Below are 18,485 nucleotides of genomic sequence, written 5' to 3'. Positions count from 1 at the left end.
ATTAGCTTTGAAAATTTTGCGCCCTATACTGATTTAGGTAAATCGGTTTATTTGGAAAAGTGGAAAAGATATCAACTGAAACAAGGTAAGAGCCTTGAAGAATGTGAGAACCATTTAAAACGGTACGGAGAGGAGTACTTTCCGATTTCGCTATCGAAGAATATTGAACTAATGAGAAATTGTGGGTTTAAAGCTGTTGAGATATTATGGCTTTCAAATATGCAAGTTGGTCTTTGGGGAATTAAATAAATCCCAGTTTGTGAGATTGATAAACATGAATTTATCGGGAAGGTGGTAGAAAGAGTATGATTTGCAAAATAAGAAAATGGGAGCTATCTGACGCAAAAGAATTAGCGGCGGCTCTTTCCAATAAAAAAGTACAGGATAATCTCCGGGATGGGTTGCCATACCCTTACACCGAGCAAGACGGAACGGACTATATTTCTGCGATGCTTTCTACAGATGAAAATGAAACATTTGCTTTTGCCATTACGGTAGATGGAAAAGTGATTGGCAGTATCGGGCTTTTCCGTCAAGGGAACATACACAGACAGACTGCTGAGTTGGGATATTATATCGCAGAAGATTATTGGGGCAAAGGAATTATGACAGAAGCCGTAAAACAGATATGCGAGTATGTTTTTGACAAGAGCGATATAATTCGTATTTATGCAGAGCCATTCGCATACAATGACGCATCCTGCCGTGTGCTTGAAAAAGCAGGGTTTCAATACGAAGGTACATTAAGAAGTAACGCTGTAAAGAACGGCGAAGTAATCGATATGAAGATGTATTCGCTACTGAAAACAGAAATATAGTTTCCAGTCTGTCGGGCTAAAAAATCTGAATTTTGAGGTAATACATGGAATACAAAGAAAATATGTTATGCTACGAAGATTATTATAGACTAAGAGAAAGTGTCGATTGGTTAAATTTATCAGAGCAACAGGCTCAAAAGGCACTTAACAGGAGTTTATATACAGTAATTGCAGTTGAAAATAACCAAACTATTGGCATGGGAAGATTGATAGGAGATGGTCTGTATTATATGATTGTTGATATTATAGTACATCCTGCTTATCAAAAAAATGGCGTTGGAAGCCAAATAATCAGTATGATAATCAAATATGTTGATGACGAAACGCCAATTAACGGGCGTTCCAGTATACAGTTAATTGCGGAAAAAGGAAAAGAAACATTCTATCAGAATATGGGGTTTAAGTTAATTCCTAATGATTTTTGCGGCTCTGGTATGAGAAAAGTAATTCATAAATAAAATCCTAGCTTGCTGGATAGGAAAATTGGAATTTGAGGAGGACTCTTATGAAAAAAGTGATTTTGGGTTCAGTTATGTTTTTAGCAGGTACTTTATCTGTTGCAAATGTTTTAGCAGGTTCAATGGCTAATGATTGGACGATAAATGGACAACATTCGGCAATGTGGAACATTCAGCAGTATGGGCTTATGTCATCTGTTTATGTTTTTGGTGGATTTGCACTTATTGGGTTGGCATTGGCAATATGGGGCTTGATCGAGAAGAAAGATTAACGTAAAATCCCAGTTTGTCAGGCTAATTTCACTGGAAAGAAAAAAGGTGGGGTGTATGTGAAAAAGAAAAGGAGTGAGGACATGAGAATATTAGTAGTTGAGGACGATCACCTTTTGAATAATACTCTTTGTTACAACTTATCTGCCGCCGGATATATGGTTGATGCAGCAATCACAAAATCCATTGCTATGCAATCTATTGAAAAACAGGATTATGACCTTATCGTTCTTGATGTTAATTTGCCGGACGGTGATGGGTTCGATTTCTGCAAGATTATTAAAGAATGTCGTCCCGATACCGCCGTGATTTTTCTGACTGCCCGTGATATGGAAAGCGACCAGTTACGGGGTTTTGAATTGGGCGCAGATGATTATGTGACAAAACCCTTTCCCATGAGCGTATTTCAGAAAAAGGTTGCCGCGCTGCTTGCCCGTATTTCAAAGCAGAACGGCGGTGATTGTTATGATGATGGAAATTTATTCGTCAACTTTTCTGAAATGTCCGCAACGCTTGCAGGACAGGCTATTGCATTTACAGCTCTGGAATACCGCCTTTTAAAAGTGCTTATTAGAAACCCGCAAATCGTTTTGACTCGGCAGGTACTCCTTGAAAAGTTGTGGGATATAGATGGCAACTTTGTGGACGAACACGCCCTGACTGCCGCAGTCAGCCGGGTACGAAACAAGATTGAAACGGGTGGCCGACAGTATATTAAAACAGTATACGGTATGGGCTATATGTGGATAGGAGGGTTTCAAAAATGAGTACAAAGAAGCTGTCTATCAACAAAGCCTGCGTGTTCTTAGGGCTGGCACTTCTGCTGGCCGTTTCAGCGGCCACTATCATTTTATACAAGCTGGCAAACAATATACCGGTGGTGTTATGTTGTCTGCTGTTTTGCATATTTGTTTTGTTCTGTGTGATTTGTTTTGTGATGCTGGTCAGGCGCAAACTGACATTGTTTTCTGATCTCTTATGTCGGACGCTTGACGATATGCTGGCCGGGGATATAGAGCCTCCGCAAATGGCTGTGGAAGAAAACCTGTTCTATAAAATCAACTACCGGCTGGGGCGGCTATATGAAGTGATGAATGAGAACCGCCGCAGTATCGTAAAAGAACGGGCAGACCTACAAGAGTTGATTTCGGATATTTCCCATCAGGTGAAAACACCGATTGCAAACCTGAAAATGATAAACAGCACACTTATGGAGCATGAAGTTCCGGCGTATAAGCAAAAAGAATTTTTGTTGGCCTGTGCAAGCCAGCTTGACAAACTGGATTTTCTCATGCAGGCAATGATTAAGACTTCCCGGCTGGAAACAGGGGTCATTTCTCTTGACAAGAAAAAACAGCCGATCTATGACACTCTCGCATCCGCATTGGGCGGTATTTTGCTGAACGCAGAAAAGAAACAGATTGATGTAGAGGTGGATTGTCCGGAACATCTGGTGGTTTCTCACGATAGAAAATGGACGAGCGAAGCCTTGTTTAACATTTTGGATAATGCTGTGAAGTACACACCAGACAAAGGAAAAATTTCCGTAACCGTTGAGTGCTGGGAACTATATCTGAAAATCAGCATTGCTGATACTGGCAAAGGTATTCCAGAAAAGCACCACGGAACGATCTTCAAGCGTTTTTACCGGGAGGATGATGTTCACGTTGTAGAGGGCATCGGTATTGGCTTATATCTCGCCCGTGAGATCATCACCATGCAGGGGGGATATATCAAGCTGACTTCCAGTTTGGGCATTGGTTCCTGCTTTATGGTATTTCTGCCCCGCGATTGACGATGTATTGAAATGTCACAGGATGGTGAGATTTCAGAGGGTAAAAACTCTCCTGCGGTGACATTCCTGTGAGGTTTGACCTTTAAGATAGAGCCATCACACAGAAAGGATGGTGTTCTATATGAGCATATTGCAAACAACTGATTTAAAAAAATACTACGGCACCGAGCCGAACATCACCAAAGCACTGGACGGCGTGAGTCTCTCGATTGAAGAGGGGGAGTTTGTTGCCATTGTCGGCACTTCCGGCAGCGGCAAGTCCACACTGTTGAATATGATGGGGGGACTGGACACACCGACTTCCGGCAGCATCAAGGTGAAAGAGAAAGAACTATCCAAATTTAAGGACGAACAGCTTACCATCTTCCGCAGGCGCAACATCGGTTTTATCTTCCAGAACTACAACCTCGTTCCTGTCCTGAATGTCTATGAAAATATCGTCCTGCCAGTAGAGCTGGACGGCGACACTGTGGATAAGCGGTTTATGGGTAAAGTTGTAAAGATGCTGGCTCTTGATGAAAAGCTTAACAGTATGCCAAATAATCTTTCGGGAGGCCAGCAGCAGCGTGTGGCGATTGCCCGTGCCCTTGTTTCAAAACCTGCTATTGTACTTGCGGATGAACCCACCGGCAACCTCGACAGTAGGACGAGCAGCGACGTGTTGAACCTCTTGAAAGCCACCAGCCAGAAATTTCATCAGACCATCGTGATGATAACGCATAATAATGAGATTGCCCAGCTTGCCGACCGCATTATCCGTATTGAGGATGGCAGAATTTCAGAGTAAAGGGGGTGAGAACATGACTGACATACTATTTGGAAACAATAACCGGCCTGTCCTAAAACGTTTGGCAAATCGTTCATTGAAAGCCCAGAAAAATACGATTGCCGTCTTAGCAATCATGCTTGCCACGCTTTTATTTACCAGTTTGTTTACGATTGCAATTAGTTTGCAGACCTCTATGCAGGAAAGCAACATGAGGACGACTGGCACTTCTGCCCATGCAGGTATTAAGCGTTTATCGTGGGATGAATACGAACTGCTGTCAGCCGACGCAGGAGTAAAAGACATTGGCTATTCTGTCATTATTGGTAATGCCGTGGGAGACAGTTTTAATAAGACGCCAACGGAACTGCGCTATGGCGATAAAACTTATGCAGACCTGACATTCAACGCCCCTGATACCGGGCGGCTGCCGGAGCAGAAAAACGAGATTGCTACCAGCCGCATTGTTCTGGCGGCGATGGGACTGCCGGATAAAGTTGGCACACAGATGGAGCTTACCTTTGTTACTGATACGGACACCATTACCAATACCTTTACCCTGTGCGGTATTTGGGACGGTGATGCCGTGGCCTATCGCCAAACCATGCTACTATCCAAAGAATACACGGAACAGGTGGCCTCTGTCATTCGCGGGAAAACAGACGGAACCACGCCTCCGGTAGGAACTGGCTATATTGACAGCGTTATGATGATGCCTACGGAATGGGACATTGAAAAACAAGCATTGGAAGTGACATCACAATATGGTCTGGATGAACGAGTAAGCATCAATGAGGCTTACGGGACGGCAGCCGTCAGCCTTTCCTCCATGCTTCCCCTTGTAGCAGGAATTGCGGTTATTTTTATTGCAGGTTATCTGTTGATCTACAATGTGTTTTACATTTCGATTGCACAGGATATTCGGTTCTACGGGATGCTGAAAACGCTGGGAACTACCGCAAGACAAATCAGAAAAATCGTATATAAAAAAGCAATCAGGCTGTCTCTTGTGGGTATTCCGCTGGGTCTGCTGCTGGGATGGCCTATTGGCCGTTTGCTGCTCCCCTTTATCGTGAATATACTGACAGATGATATGCGAGTGATTACGACCGTAAACCCGATGATTTTTTTGGTGGCGATTGCCTTTTCTTTGATTACGGTTTACATTAGCTGCCGGAAGCCTGCCACACTGGCAGCCAAAGTTTCCCCCGTGGAGGCGCTTCACTATGTGGAGCAAGCCGCAACAAAAAAGAAACAGCAGCGCAGCAAGCATATTAGTACCACCATGTTGGCAAAAAACAATCTCGGACGAAACAAGAAAAAGGTAACTGTTGTCACTTTGTCGTTTGCACTCAGCATTGTACTCTTAAACAGCGTTTATACTTATGTGACCTCCTTTGACTTTGACAAATTTGTTGCCGATTTCAGCCTGACGGATTTTACCGTTTCCGACACCACGGTTATCAACAGTTACAGCCCGTTTAACACGGCGAATGTGAGCCGGGATTTTATCAGTCAGGCAGAAACTTTGAATGGCCTTGAAAGTATAGGAAGTGTCTACCTGTGGACTTCCAGACAGCCCCTTTCAGATAGTGACCTTGCCCGCTTACAGGAACTTGCTGCTTCGTCAAAGGCTGTTGCAAATGAGCTGGGCAATTATGTGGTTCGTCAGGAACACGGTGTAAATGTGTATGGTTTAGATGATTTACCGGCAGGATATGTGCAGGTTTTGGACGGGGAACTGGACATGGAAAAATGGAAATCCGGAACCGGCGTATATGTTACGCCCATGCGAATGATGGGTGACGGTTCCCTTTGCCTGTACCAACCGGGCGATCAGATTCGTGTGCCGCAGCTTGATGGTACAAGCAAGGTTTATGAGGTGCTTGCTGTGGTGGATATTCCGAGAGCGCTGGAAACTCCTTTACAGGTGGACATGGGGCTAGACTACATTTTCCCGACAGGCGAATTGCTGGGGAATATGGTAGCTGCCGATCAACCTGCCATGAAAACTTTATTCAATGTAGATGATCAAAACCTGCTTGCCGCTGAAAACTGGCTGAAAAACTATACGACAAACACCGACACCGCACTGGACTATTTTTCAAAAGTTGTACTGCGTCAGTCCTTTGACGGGATGATAAATATGTATCGTCTTGTAGGAGGCGTACTCTGTGCAATACTGGTGCTTATCGGCGTACTGAACTTCATTAACTCCATGATGACCTCCATTCTGTCCCGGCATAAAGAAATTGCCATGCTGCAATCGGTGGGAATGACAGGTCAACAGGTTAGGCGTATGTTAATGTATGAGGGTCTCGGCTATTCTGTTTTGGGTCTGTTGTGTTCTCTGACACTTTCCACTATAGGAAGCCTGACGGTGGTACGGATGATGGGGGCAGAATTGAGCTACTTTACATGGCATTTTACTTTGTTTCCGGTTATCCTTTGTATCCTCCCGCTGGTTTTCATTACCGCTTTTGTGCCGCTTGTCTGCTACAACAAAATGGCGCGGAAAACGGTGGTGGAACGACTACGCATTGCAGAATAAATACCTTAGACACAAAGCGGTCATCCGCAAGGGTGGCCGTTTTCAAATAACCAGTGGCAGAATTGCTTTGTTTTTGGCAGGAGCCGTATTTGGTATTTTGCTAATCTTAGTAGCTATTGAAGCACATCAGTATACAGAACGTGCGCATTTTATGTGTCCTAATATGCACTTTGGAATTATGGCAAAGGTAATATTCTAATGCAGGATAGACAGGTACGCTGCCCTGTTTGTGTCAATAAAACGAAATTATAGGATTTACGAAATCAGAGCATTTACTGATAGGAAAGGCAGGCTAAGCTTATGACAGATATTGGATAATAGAATAATTTGTCAAATACGAGGTTGTAGGGAGGAAGAAGCATGTTAAGATTTTTAAAAATTTTTTGTATATCAGCAGTATGTTTAATAGAAATATCTGGGTGTTCACCTAATCAAGAAAAAGTGGAGAAGGTGGAATCACAACAGTTAGAACAGACAGAAGCAGATGATAAAAAAGAGTCCGAAAATACTAAGGAAGAAAGGCTTGATCTAAGTAATGTCTTTAATGAAATAAATGGTTGTGCAGTTTTATATAGTCCAACTGAAAACCAATATTCTTTATATAATAAAGATATGGCAAAACAAGAAGTTTCTCCATATTCAACTTTTAAAATTATTTCTACACTATTAGGATTACACAACAAAATTATAATTTGTTTGGGAGGTATATAAATGAGAAGAAACAAAAAGTGTGGTGCAATCTTTATGGTTGCTATTATGATTACTTTATCAACAACAGCTTGTAGAAGTAATCATAACTTTGAAGATACATCTAAAGCTATTAGTGGTGATACCAAAAACGAACAGTCCACTATATTTAATTCATTAAATGTTGAAGAAGATGGTGATTCTATTATATCTAAAGGTGAAGTGGTAATACATCATGGAATGGACGGTGTACTGCTTACCGTTGATGTTAATGAAGATACCGCCGGAACTTTTAGTATTGCGTATACAAAAGATAAAGGCACATTAAGCATTAAGCAGAATAGCAGTGAAATATTATCTGTACAAAAAGATGAGGTAAGTGAAATGATTTTTGATGATACTCTTGTTGATATGAAAAAGGGCATAAATGAATTTATCATAGCTGGTGATGATTGCACCTGTGAATATACTGCAACATTAACAGTGAATGATTTATCAAAAATTGAAAGTTTTGGTGGTGGCTCCACGAAACCTCAAAAATAATTAGTGTGCTAATTAAATTCCAGTTTAGGAAAGCACAACTGCCTGTGATTTTCACTCAGCATATCAATGACCGGCCAGAAGCAACATTTTTTTGCCAAATACGAATGGCGTAGCAATCCACAAAGAAATAGCACCGCAACAGGCTGAGCCTATTATATTAAAGCATACTCCCAACAGTTTTTATCAAACTAACTTGTCAGCCAAAGATCACGCTATTCCTGTAACAGTGCTTTACGATGCTTGCGCCACCAAAGCTTTGACGATAATGGGAAACAGTATACCTGCAAAAATAGTACACGCGGCTTACATGGCAGGTCTTAGTGGAATGTTCGCACAAGTTATGATGACAGAACAATTACAGAAATTAGAATTGAGGATATGATAAGGCAGTCGATTAATCTTCAAGGCTAATGCAAATTTTAGTCTGCAAAAAAGAGGTAGAGCTTATGAAAATGCCGAAAGAAAATATTGATACGAGTATGTTCGCTCCTTGTGGAATGAATTGTAAAGTATGCTATAAACATTGTTACCATAAGAAGCCATGTCCAGGATGTTTAAACAGTGATCTCGGAAAACCTGAACATTGCCGTAAGTGTAAAATAAAAGATTGTGTAAAAGAAAAAGGCTTGGAGTATTGTTTTGAATGTCCGGATTATCCATGTAAGCTTATCAAAAATCTTGAGAAAAGTTACAATAAAAGATACCAGGCAAGTCTTATGGAAAATAGTGAGGTTGTAAAAAATCAAGGATTAAAGATATTTATGGAACAGCAAAAAATAAAATACACTTGTCCCAAATGCGGTGGAATTATATCCATTCACGATAGAGAATGCAGTGAATGTCAGGATAAAATGAAATTGGAGGAAATTACATGAAAAAGGTGCTTGTAACTGGTGGAACTGTATTTGTAAGCAGGTATATTGCAGAGCATTATGTTGAGAAGAATTACGATGTATATGTACTTAACAGAAACAGCAGGGAACAATCCAGAGGAGTAAAACTGATCCAGGCAGATAGAAATGATATCGGTGGTGTTCTGCGCAATTTTCATTTTGATGTTGTTATTGATACGGCGTATACTTCCGATGAAGTTGAAAAGCTGCTGGATGCTTTAGGCAGTTATGAAGACTATATCTTAATCAGTTCAGGCGCGGTATATTCAGAAAATACTTTACAGCCTTTTAAAGAAGATTCTCCATTAGCTTTTAATAAATATTGTGGAAAATATGGAACTGATAAAATTGAAGCAGAAGCGGCTTTACTGAAAAGAAATCCGAATGCATACATTCTTAGACCACCCTATTTATACGGTCAAATGAACAATGTATATAGGGAAGCATATGTATTTGACTGTGCTTTGGCAGGTAGAAAGTTCTATCTTCCCCAAAATGGTGAAATGAAATTACAGTTTTTTCATATTCATGATTTATGCAGATTTATAGACATACTATTGGAATATAAACCTTCTCAGCATATTTTTAATGTGGGAAATAAAGATACTATATCAATTCGAGAATGGGTGGAACTTTGTTACCATGTTGTTGGAAGTCGAGCCGAATTCGAGTGTGTATACAAAGATACAGAACAAAGAAATTATTTTTGCTTTGATAATTATGAATATTATCTCGATGTTTCAGAACAGTATAAACTTATGCAGGATGTAAAACCGATGTCTGCAGGACTAAAAGAGTCATATGAATGGTATAAGAGTAACGCAGAAAAAGTGAATAGAAAACCTTACTTTGATTACATTGATAAGAATATGATATAGAGGAGAACTATTATGATTGATCAGTTAAGCGCTTATCTAAAGAAACCACGGCTGTATGCTCCAAGTACGGGAGAATTCTGGAATGACCCGCATATATCCAAGGGGATGCTGGAGGCACATCTGAATCCGCAGGTCGATGCGGCTACCCGCAGGCATGAATTCCTCGACCAGTCGGTTCAATGGATTTCAAAAATTGCACCACCGTCTCAATATAAATCCTTACTTGATCTGGGCTGTGGGCCCGGCCTTTATGCGGAACGTTTCCTCAAGGCGGGATACTCCGTCACGGGGGTGGATTTTTCAGAACGTTCAATTGCATATGCAAAAGAACAGGCTCATTTGAAAAATAGCGCCATTGAGTATCATTACCAGGATTATTTGACGATTGATTACACAGATCAATTTGACGTCATCACGCTGATCTACTGCGATTATGCGGTGATGCCGGTGGAAGACAGACTTTTCCTATTAGGCAGGGTATATCAGGCATTAAAACAAAACGGAAAATTTATTGTAGATGTTTTTACGCCAAGTATGAGAAAAAATGAAAGCCATACATGGCAATTCTGCGAAGAAGGTGGTTTTTGGTGTGAAAAGCCGCATATCTGTCTAGAATCCGTCTATCAGTATGAAGATGAAGATGCCACAGAGCTGCGACAGTGTGTTGTTTTAACCAACGAAGCGATTAGTTGTTACAACATATGGGATCATTTTTTTACTAAAGAAAAGCTGTTATCGGAAATTCAAACCGCAGGTTTCAGTAGTTATGGGTTCTATGGTGATGTGGCAGGAAGAGAATTCTCAGATCAAGGCGAAACGATTTGCGGCGTTTTTACGAAGTAGCGTTTTATTATATAGATTATTGGAGGGAATTAAATGGAAATAAGAAAAATAAACAACACATTTTCAGTTTGTAAGGTAAAGGATTTTTCTCAGGTCAATTTGGATAGTGCGTATTGTTTTACAGGAAAAACAGATGAGGAAAATTCGCTTGTTTGTATTACATCGGACGTTCCGGATAATGTGACTGAACGGGATGATGGCTGGAAAGCCTTTAGAATACAAGGGGTATTGGATTTCTCTTTAATAGGAATTCTTTCAAAATTGTCAACCTTACTCGCAGAAAATGATATTGGAATATTTGCGATTTCAACATATAATACGGACTATATTTTGACGAAAGAGAATGATTATCTCAGAGCGTTAGATATTCTCTCAAAAGCCGGATACAAGGTACTGTAAATGATATGTGCCTACTAAATAATTTAGATAAATTACATACAACCGAATTGGGTGTCGTGCGTATAAAAAGAAATCTGTCTTTAGATACAGATAATGTGGTTGACTGGTGTAAAACGAAAATTAAATCTTCTAATGCTGTTATTACAAGGAAAGGAAAAAATTGGTATGTAAGTGTTGATCGTTGCATCATAACGGTAAATGCATATAGTTATACAATTATTACGGCACATAAGCAAAAGAAATAGAAGATCCAGGATCAGGTTATCGAAAGGACATGATGATGAAGATTGAAACAGAACGGCTAAATATTATTGCGCTTACCCCAAAGCAGCTTTACCTATGGACGCACAATATAGAGGAACTCGAGAGACAACTGCTATGTTCATATAGAGCAGAACCGATGGAGGGGCTGTTTCGTAAAATCGTATGCGGTCAGGTGGAAAAAGCTCAGAAAGATCCTGTCAATTATCTATGGCACACATTTTGGTTTATTGTTAAGAAATCGGATAACTGTGTGATTGGTTCTATTGATTTTAAAGGGTTGCCAGACTGCAACGGAGAAGTTGAAATAGGTTATGGACTAGGGTGTGATTTTGAGCATAATGGTTACATGACGGAAACAGTCCAGGCATTTTGCAAATGGGCTATGAAGCAGGACAGTGTAAAACATGTTATTGCTGAGACAGATGTTGATGGCTTTTCATCACAAAAGATTTTAAAACGATGTGGTTTCAAATAATATGCAAGAAATAATACGGTATGGTGGCGGTTATAAATTCCAGTTTGCAACAACTCTCGGCGTATGCGGCTGATAAATTAGAATTTGTAGAGAAAGGAAGACGTTTTTATGAAGAAAAAAGAAGATATGGAAAGCTCTAAATCAGGATGGTATTTATTATGTTTGTCAATAGGTGGTATATTGGGGATAGCGATGTTCAATAGTATTGGCTGGATATTCTAAATCATACGTCTGTTGTAAACAAGTATACAAGAATGGCTTTCTGCGGGAAAGAATAAACTTACAAAAGATCAAGATAAAGTATTCAATTTATGATACTGCAATGAGGAATTTTAAGCGGACAACAGGTCCGCCTTAATTCCTAATTTATAAGAACAATTGTGAAGTTCAGAAATGCTGCAAATATACACCAGATCAAATAAGGTATCTGTAAATATGCTGCAAGAGGGCTGACTTGATAGAACCGGTAGATCATTATAAGAATGATGATGATCAGTGCAAGTAACCAAAAGAAAGCCAGCAGGTATTGAGAGAATCCAAAGAAAATTATGCTCCAAAAGAAATTGAAAATCAGCTGGAGAATATAGATTCTAAGGGCTTTCATCTTTTGTGGATCTTCGGTTTTATAAACGAGGTAGGATGATATTCCCATCAAAATATAGAGTATTGTCCAAACAATGGGAAAAACAAAGGCTGGAGGACTAAAAGCAGGCTTATTCAGTGTGGAATACAGAGACATATTTCCACTAAAAAGCGCTGAGATTGAGCCAACAGCAAGTGGGATAAGGATAGCAATGAGGAGAGAACTATTGATTTTATTCTTCATATGAGGGCACCTGACAGTGTTTATATCAGTCTATGTTACGGAAACTGAAAATATGAATTAGGACATGGAAAACTGAAAACCGGGATTTAAAAGCGTTAATAACACGAAAGGGATCGCTTTTTATATTGAATGATTGTACAATATAAAAGAAAATCAGGCAGAAAGTAATTCATGATCATGCAGGGTTCTATGATTGTGGAGACGGGGGATAAGAATGAGCAGAGAAATATTAATAAAAGAGGATTTTATCCGGGCGCTAAAAAAGGTTGGTGTATGTGAGGGTCAGACGATCATGGTTCATACATCTCTAAGCAGTCTTGGATTTGTGTGCGGCGGCGCACAGACGGTGATTGAGGCGGTGCTGGAATGTGTAGGTGAAAACGGAACTATCATGATGCCTTCCCAGTCATGGAAGAACCTGGACCCGGAAACGGGGGTACATTGGGAAGAGCCAGAAGAGTGGTGGCAGATCATAAGAGATAACTGGCCCGCATACGACAAGGCAATTACTCCGACGAATACGATGGGGGCAGTTGCAGAGATGTTTCGGAAATGGCCGGGAGCTTTAAGAAGCGATCATCCTGCCCGTTCCGTAGCCGCATGGGGGAAGTATGCACAATATCTGACGGAACATCATGATTTGTCCAATATTTTTGGGGACGGCTCTCCAATTGGAAGACTGTATGAGCTGGATGGCTATGTACTGCTGATCGGAGTCGGATATGATAAAAACACCTCCCTTCACCTGGCAGATGCCAGAGCCGAATATCCGGGAAAACATACTACAACGGAACACAGTGCGGTTATGGTAAATGGAAAGAGAGAATGGACCGCCTATGAGACCCTTTATGTGGATGGAGAAGATTTTGAAGAAATCGGAGCCGCTTTCGAGAAGCAGAAAAAGCCTGCAAGGGTAGCTTTGGGGAATGGCAGTGTCTGCCTGATGCGTCAGCGGGATCTGGTGGATTTTGCAGTAGAATGGATCCAGGAAAATAGAAAATAAAATAGGATGAAACAGTAAGGAGGAGCGGGCAGGATACCTGCTCCTTCTGTATGTCAATGGTCAATGTCTTTTATTTTCGACATTGACCATTAAGACTTGCTTGATATTTTTTAAAGGGAATTGAGCAGGAAGTTCACCAGTTCTTCCAGCTTCCTCCTGTCGATTAGTTCCACTGTATCCTGCTCAGTATGAAGAACCTGGTCCACCAGTTCGAAAATGCCGCTGGAGGTGATTGCGATCGTAGGAATGCCGGAAAAAGCAAACAGTGTGTGATCGCCTTGAGGCCAGGGCTCTATTTCTTCAAAACCACCGGTTCTTTTGGCAAGAGCGGAAAGGTTTTCCATTAATTTCTCAGGACATTCATAAAAGGAGTACGTGACAGGTTTCTCCTTGATGCCGACCCCATCGATATTAAAGGCGCATACATATTCCTCAGGATGAGAGAGATGAGAGGAAAGATACAGCATTTCTCCGGGATTGGAATAGTAGTCCTCGCCGTTGAAAAGGACAAATTCGATCCGGTAAGGAAATTCCCTGCCCGTAAGCTTAGAGGCCAATGCAAGCAGTACGGCTGTACCGGAGGCGTTGTCCAAAGCACCGGGAGTTTTGGCTTTTGTATCAATATGTGCGGAAAAGCAGATTTTGCGTTCCCCGCTTCCGTAGACCGCAATCACATTGGCGGCTTTTGACGGCTGTCTTTTTGTATTCAGTGTCAGGGCAGCAGAAAGTCCGCTGTTAAGCTGTGACAGATTCTCAGGGAGAACGATGGCGCAGGGAACCTGAAAATCTCCGTCCTCAATGACAGGTATGAAACGTTCCGGAGAAAGGCTGACAGTGAGTACCGCCTGCACGCCGCCGTTTTCAAGCAGCGAAATCGTCTCTTTATGCTCATCAGGGTTCCAGAATACAAAGCTTTTCGGCATCAGTGGTTCCGATGCCAGGGCATCGCAGAGTAAAACAATCTTTCCTGCAATGGGGGCCGTGCGCAGTTCTTCCAGCGACCGGACCATAAGTAATTCGCCCTTTACATCGCAGGGCAGCGAATAGGGTGACGGAGCGACTGGGATTTCCTGACCATCCACAGTTAGTGAACCGCCGTTTTCTGTCCAGTCCATACAGTCAAATTCCTGCTTTGAGACCTCTAATCCATACCGCTTGAATTCTTGAAAGGCATATTCTACGGCCTCATGATTTGCCTTAGAACCAGTCGGCCGAGCACCGATTGCCTCACAAAGTGTCCGTAAATATTCCTCCATTTTTTTATTGAGTTCCATTCTTTTTCTCCTCCTGCTTTTTTATTTTTATCATCAGTATTGCTGCCATTAGCATAACAGGAGAGAGGCAGGGATACTCGACTTTCCTTGCGATGTAGATCAAATCTCCTTCACTGGTCTTGCTTCAATATAGCCCCGCCAGCCCTGCGGATCAAGCTGAAAACGCGGTGCTGCGCCATCATCCCATTCGTAACCGAGCTGTGTGGGATCGTATTGATTGATTGCTTCCATCACCCTTGTGATAACCTCCTGGAAACGGATATCATCATAAGGTGCGCTCTGGAACATCATCATTTTACAAGGGGGCAGATCTATGAGATCGAAGCCGTCCGGGATTTCACCGTTGTAATGATCCGGGACTTCAACGCCCTGGGCATACCGTGATGTGCCGGGCGGGCGTAAAGAGTCGGGCAGCCACAGGCCGATCGGTTCATAAAGCGCCTCTTTTATGCTGCTAAGCAGCCCCCAGACATCGCAGCCGACCTCTTCACAGTAGGTAAAATAATCATCTCCACGCGTGCCCCGTTTCAACAGCAGTTTTCGTTTTGGAAAATTACGCACCTGTACAAAAAGCTCGCTGGAGAGCGGCTCTGCCTCTTCCTGCATACCCTTGAGCCAGTAATAGTATTCACGGATAGGCCATGGGTGGAAAAGTGAGATCGGCGGGGTGTTCTTTTTATACTCATTCGGGCTCATCCCAAATTGTTTACGAAAGGCCCTGGTAAATCCTTCATGACTGTCAAACATGAAGTCCATTGCGACTTCTACAACCTTAAGGTCATTGTCACGGAGCTCCATGGCTGCTTTAGAGAGACGGTACATGCGAATATATTCGAAGGGTGTCTTGCCTGTAAGCTCTTTGAAAATCCTGGCACAATGCCAGGGAGAGTAATCTGCAGCTTCTGCAAGAGCGTGCAGCGTGATCGGTTCCTCCAAATGTGCCTCAATATAGTTCTGCATCTTCTGCACGGCATTGATCTGTTCCCAGCTTTCCATATGGTTCACCTCCTGGATTTGAAAATGTACTTATTTTTTTAGTTTATCATTTTATGAAGGAAATGTCTTGACCCGGATTGTTATCTTATACAGGAACCGGGAAGTAAAAGCTGCCGATCGGAGCCACCGGGGAATTGCTATATGACGATAATAAGGCTATAATGTACCTATATTCACAAACTTTTGCGAGGAGAAAAGGAATTATGCCAGAGCCATTAAGAAATATGTTTCATGAGGAGTCACTTCATAAAACCGCATTAGCCATCAGGGAGATTTATCCCTCCTTTCAGGTTGACAAATTCCTGAAACTGACTATGGATGAAACATGGGATGAGCTGCAGCTAAAGGCAAGGTGCAGAAAAATAAGCACAAGCCTGGGAGCACTGTTACCGGGAGAGTATGAAAAGGCACTCGGGATACTGGAAAAAGCAGTTTCCGGTTTATCATACGCGTATTTCTTTCCGGATTTTATTGAAGTCTATGGGGTGGAAGAGAAGAACTGGGAGCTATCCATAAAAGCATTAGAGAGAACAACGAAGTACTGGTCTGCGGAATTCGCTGTCAGAGCTTTTCTCATCAAAGATGAAAAACGTATGATAGCTCAAATGTATGGCTGGTCAAAGCATGAAAATGAACATGTAAGAAGGCTGGCAAGTGAGGGCTGTCGTCCACAGCTGCCCTGGGGTCAGACGCTGATAAGTTTTAAAAAGGATCCCTCCCCCATCCTGCCGATTTTGGAACAGCTAAAGAACGATCCGTCTCTCTATGTGAGAAAAAGCGTCGCCAACAACTTAAACGACATCTCAAAAACACATCCTGAACTCGTTTTGAGTATCGCAAAAAAGTGGTATGGTGTGAGTGACAATACAGACTGGATTATAAGGCAGGGCTGCCGGACACTGCTGAAAAAAGGGAACCGTGATGTAATGGAGCTTTTTAACCTTGATGATACAGCATCCGTAAAATTGTTAGAGTTTTCCTTAAATACAGCTTCTGTTACGATCGGTGACAGCTTTACCTTTACCCTCACCATTTTAGCTGAAAAGGAGACTAAGGCGAGGCTTGAATACGGAATTGATTTTGTAAAGTCAAATGGAAAAAGAATGAGGAAGAGATTTAAGATTTCTGAAATATCTTTGAAAGAAAATGAGAAAAAATCTTATGAGAAAAAGCACTCCTTTGCAGATCTGAGTACAAGAAAGCATTATCCGGGCATTCATTCTATTGCTATTATTGCGAATGGGACAGAGCTGGGAAAGCTGGAGTTTTCTTTAGAAAAGGCTTAAGCTTTTAAACTTGTAACTGATTATTAACTTGACACCATAGTCTTACAGATGTAATATTAGATTACATTTGTAAGATATTTTTTATTATTGCGGTATAGCAGTATCCTGTGAATGTCTTTATTAAATGAATTTTCACTTTATAGAAAAGGAGAAGCGGAAGAGATGTTGATGAAGAGAGCAGTTTGGTTTTCGAAAAGAAGTTTTATCATATTATTAATTTTGATATTACTCAGTTTTTCGGGGTGCAGTGATACTTCTCAAATAGAGAATCAAAAGCAGGGACAGTCCATGGAAAACAAAGAGAAAACCCAGCGTGACCAGACAAATCATAAGGATGAATCAGATGCAGTGAGGAAAATTTGTGGTGATCTTTATGAAAAAGCAGCCGGGGAAAACCGCTTTGATGATCTGGAAGTGATACGCACTATTGTAAAGCGGTTCGGAGAAAATGGATATGCAGCTGTGGACAGTAAAAAACAAATTGATATGACAGAGGCAGAACAGGTGATCCAATTCTGTGAAAAGGCAGCTGCCAAAGAAGAAGCAGAGCTGACGATCATTCAGGTTGCTTATTATGGTGGATTTATAATATTTGATTTCCACACAAAAGACGGAAAGATAGATGTAGTCAGGACGAACTATGATTTTAAAAATGGAAAGCTTGAGAATGTATTCACAGGCAGTTATCCGGCCAAAGACTGGAAATATACGAAAGACGGTTATCTCATGTTCTCAGGTACTTATTATTCAGAAGAAATGCAGGTACTTACCTCAAGTAATGCAAATGAACATATAGCGTTTCGTATTCTGCCACTGGATGAAAAATGCAGAGAACTGAACCGTCAGTATCTTCTTCCTGTCAGCTATGAACGTAATAATATGTTTCTTTTGGATTGGAACGAAGAAGACTTCGGACAGTTAAATTTCTATGATCTGTTTGACATTTTTTATCCTAAGGTATATGGAGCGCCCGTTCCCTATACGCCCGATGACAATTTGGGCGTCGGTGCGGTTTATCAGATCCCAAAGGAAGAGTTTGAAAATGTCATTATGACCTATTTTAATATAGACAGTGATACCCTCCGGTCTAAAACCACCTATGATCCCAGGAAAGAAATCTATGAATATAAACCAAGAGGCTTCTACGAGATAGAAGGTCCCTATCCATATCCTGAAGTGACAGGATATAGGGAAAATAGCGATGGGACGATCACACTTATGGTGCATGTGGTGTTTCCTGACAGGGGAGTTTCCAGCGTATATACCCATGAGACTGTGATCCGTCCATTGGAAAATGGAAAAGTGCAGTATGTCTCCAACCGGGTGATTTCCTCCGAAGATCCTGTTGAGGCAGGGTGGCATACTCCCCGTTTGACAGAAGAAAAGTGGAAAGAAATATACGAACTGGAAAAACCGCATGTAAGTGGAGAATTTGAAAAGTATGAGTAAACTCGATTAGA

General features: G+C 41.5%; 23 protein-coding genes. 20 read left to right on the top strand and 3 right to left on the bottom strand.

The window, feature by feature from the left end:
* The 17 genes from AC4OGX_RS19235 to AC4OGX_RS19155 form a co-directional block, all read left to right on the top strand.
* Positions 1–249, top strand: a 249-nt coding sequence (locus AC4OGX_RS19235; protein ID WP_493332362.1) for a hypothetical protein, incomplete at its 5' end; no start/stop codon positions are given.
* A 56-nt stretch (positions 250–305) separates the two neighbouring features.
* Positions 306–818 carry a GNAT family N-acetyltransferase gene (locus AC4OGX_RS19230; RefSeq protein ID WP_493332361.1) on the top strand — a complete coding sequence of 171 codons (513 nt, stop codon included), beginning with the start codon at positions 306–308 and terminating at the stop codon, positions 816–818.
* Between the two features lie 44 nt (positions 819–862).
* The gene (locus AC4OGX_RS19225; RefSeq protein ID WP_493332360.1) at positions 863–1,276 is read left to right on the top strand and encodes a GNAT family N-acetyltransferase; all 414 of its coding nucleotides are present in this window, start codon (positions 863–865) and stop codon (positions 1,274–1,276) included.
* Positions 1,277–1,323: 47 nt separating this feature from the next.
* Positions 1,324–1,548 (top strand): hypothetical protein, encoded by a 225-nt coding sequence (locus AC4OGX_RS19220; RefSeq protein WP_493332359.1) that lies wholly within the window; start codon positions 1,324–1,326, stop codon positions 1,546–1,548.
* Positions 1,549–1,629: 81 nt separating this feature from the next.
* Positions 1,630–2,313 carry a response regulator transcription factor gene (locus AC4OGX_RS19215; protein WP_493332358.1) on the top strand — a complete coding sequence of 228 codons (684 nt, stop codon included), beginning with the start codon at positions 1,630–1,632 and terminating at the stop codon, positions 2,311–2,313.
* On the top strand, positions 2,310–3,341 hold the full coding sequence (locus tag AC4OGX_RS19210; RefSeq protein WP_493332357.1) for a sensor histidine kinase: 1,032 nt from the start codon (positions 2,310–2,312) through the stop codon (positions 3,339–3,341). Before AC4OGX_RS19215 ends, AC4OGX_RS19210 begins: the two co-directional genes overlap by 4 nt.
* Before the next feature lie 121 nt (positions 3,342–3,462).
* A complete protein-coding gene (locus AC4OGX_RS19205) occupies positions 3,463–4,128 on the top strand; it encodes an ABC transporter ATP-binding protein (protein ID WP_493332356.1) in 666 nt (221 codons plus the stop codon).
* A 13-nt stretch (positions 4,129–4,141) separates the two neighbouring features.
* Positions 4,142–6,658, top strand: coding sequence for an ABC transporter permease (locus AC4OGX_RS19200; RefSeq protein ID WP_493332355.1), 2,517 nt, complete (start codon positions 4,142–4,144; stop codon positions 6,656–6,658).
* Between the two features lie 360 nt (positions 6,659–7,018).
* Entirely contained in the window at positions 7,019–7,369 is a 351-nt protein-coding gene (locus tag AC4OGX_RS19195; protein ID WP_493332354.1) for a hypothetical protein, read from the top strand.
* Positions 7,370–7,888, top strand: a complete 519-nt coding sequence (locus AC4OGX_RS19190; protein ID WP_493332353.1) for a hypothetical protein — start codon at positions 7,370–7,372, stop codon at positions 7,886–7,888.
* A 91-nt stretch (positions 7,889–7,979) separates the two neighbouring features.
* Positions 7,980–8,270, top strand: coding sequence for a cysteine hydrolase family protein (locus AC4OGX_RS19185; protein WP_493332352.1), 291 nt, complete (start codon positions 7,980–7,982; stop codon positions 8,268–8,270).
* Between the two features lie 64 nt (positions 8,271–8,334).
* A complete protein-coding gene (locus AC4OGX_RS19180) occupies positions 8,335–8,763 on the top strand; it encodes a DUF3795 domain-containing protein (protein ID WP_493332351.1) in 429 nt (142 codons plus the stop codon).
* Positions 8,760–9,659, top strand: coding sequence for an NAD-dependent epimerase/dehydratase family protein (locus tag AC4OGX_RS19175; protein ID WP_493332350.1), 900 nt, complete (start codon positions 8,760–8,762; stop codon positions 9,657–9,659). Before AC4OGX_RS19180 ends, AC4OGX_RS19175 begins: the two co-directional genes overlap by 4 nt.
* A gap of 12 nt (positions 9,660–9,671) precedes the next feature.
* Positions 9,672–10,502 carry a class I SAM-dependent methyltransferase gene (locus AC4OGX_RS19170; RefSeq protein ID WP_493332349.1) on the top strand — a complete coding sequence of 277 codons (831 nt, stop codon included), beginning with the start codon at positions 9,672–9,674 and terminating at the stop codon, positions 10,500–10,502.
* 33 nt (positions 10,503–10,535) lie between these two features.
* Positions 10,536–10,901: an ACT domain-containing protein gene (locus AC4OGX_RS19165; RefSeq protein ID WP_493332348.1), complete on the top strand. Its 366-nt coding sequence runs from the start codon at positions 10,536–10,538 to the stop codon at positions 10,899–10,901.
* A gap of 5 nt (positions 10,902–10,906) precedes the next feature.
* The gene (locus AC4OGX_RS19160) at positions 10,907–11,146 is read left to right on the top strand and encodes a DUF3781 domain-containing protein (protein WP_493332347.1); all 240 of its coding nucleotides are present in this window, start codon (positions 10,907–10,909) and stop codon (positions 11,144–11,146) included.
* Positions 11,147–11,175: 29 nt separating this feature from the next.
* Positions 11,176–11,640, top strand: coding sequence for a GNAT family N-acetyltransferase (locus tag AC4OGX_RS19155; RefSeq protein ID WP_493332346.1), 465 nt, complete (start codon positions 11,176–11,178; stop codon positions 11,638–11,640).
* Between the two features lie 361 nt (positions 11,641–12,001).
* On the opposite strand, the gene AC4OGX_RS19150 is transcribed toward AC4OGX_RS19155, so the two are convergent.
* The gene (locus tag AC4OGX_RS19150) at positions 12,002–12,466 is read right to left on the bottom strand and encodes a TspO/MBR family protein (RefSeq protein WP_493332345.1); all 465 of its coding nucleotides are present in this window, start codon (positions 12,464–12,466) and stop codon (positions 12,002–12,004) included.
* Positions 12,467–12,680: 214 nt separating this feature from the next.
* Here AC4OGX_RS19150 and AC4OGX_RS19145 point away from each other — a divergent pair, with 214 nt between their 5' ends.
* Positions 12,681–13,469: an AAC(3) family N-acetyltransferase gene (locus AC4OGX_RS19145; protein WP_493332344.1), complete on the top strand. Its 789-nt coding sequence runs from the start codon at positions 12,681–12,683 to the stop codon at positions 13,467–13,469.
* Between the two features lie 110 nt (positions 13,470–13,579).
* On the opposite strand, the gene AC4OGX_RS19140 is transcribed toward AC4OGX_RS19145, so the two are convergent.
* Positions 13,580–14,743: a M28 family peptidase gene (locus AC4OGX_RS19140; protein ID WP_493332342.1), complete on the bottom strand. Its 1,164-nt coding sequence runs from the start codon at positions 14,741–14,743 to the stop codon at positions 13,580–13,582.
* A 99-nt stretch (positions 14,744–14,842) separates the two neighbouring features.
* A complete protein-coding gene (locus AC4OGX_RS19135) occupies positions 14,843–15,739 on the bottom strand; it encodes a helix-turn-helix transcriptional regulator (RefSeq protein ID WP_493332341.1) in 897 nt (298 codons plus the stop codon).
* A gap of 203 nt (positions 15,740–15,942) precedes the next feature.
* On the opposite strand from AC4OGX_RS19135, the gene AC4OGX_RS19130 reads away from it, so the two are divergent.
* Both AC4OGX_RS19130 and AC4OGX_RS19125 read left to right on the top strand, forming a co-directional pair.
* The gene (locus AC4OGX_RS19130) at positions 15,943–17,025 is read left to right on the top strand and encodes a DNA alkylation repair protein (RefSeq protein WP_493332339.1); all 1,083 of its coding nucleotides are present in this window, start codon (positions 15,943–15,945) and stop codon (positions 17,023–17,025) included.
* A gap of 288 nt (positions 17,026–17,313) precedes the next feature.
* On the top strand, positions 17,314–18,474 hold the full coding sequence (locus tag AC4OGX_RS19125; RefSeq protein ID WP_493332338.1) for a DUF6070 family protein: 1,161 nt from the start codon (positions 17,314–17,316) through the stop codon (positions 18,472–18,474).
* Positions 18,475–18,485 lie beyond the last annotated feature (11 nt).

This window comes from Faecalicatena sp. (assembly GCF_058819085.1).
The sequence above is the reverse complement of the archived record's forward strand: the minus strand, read 5'-3'. Positions and strand labels throughout refer to the sequence as shown.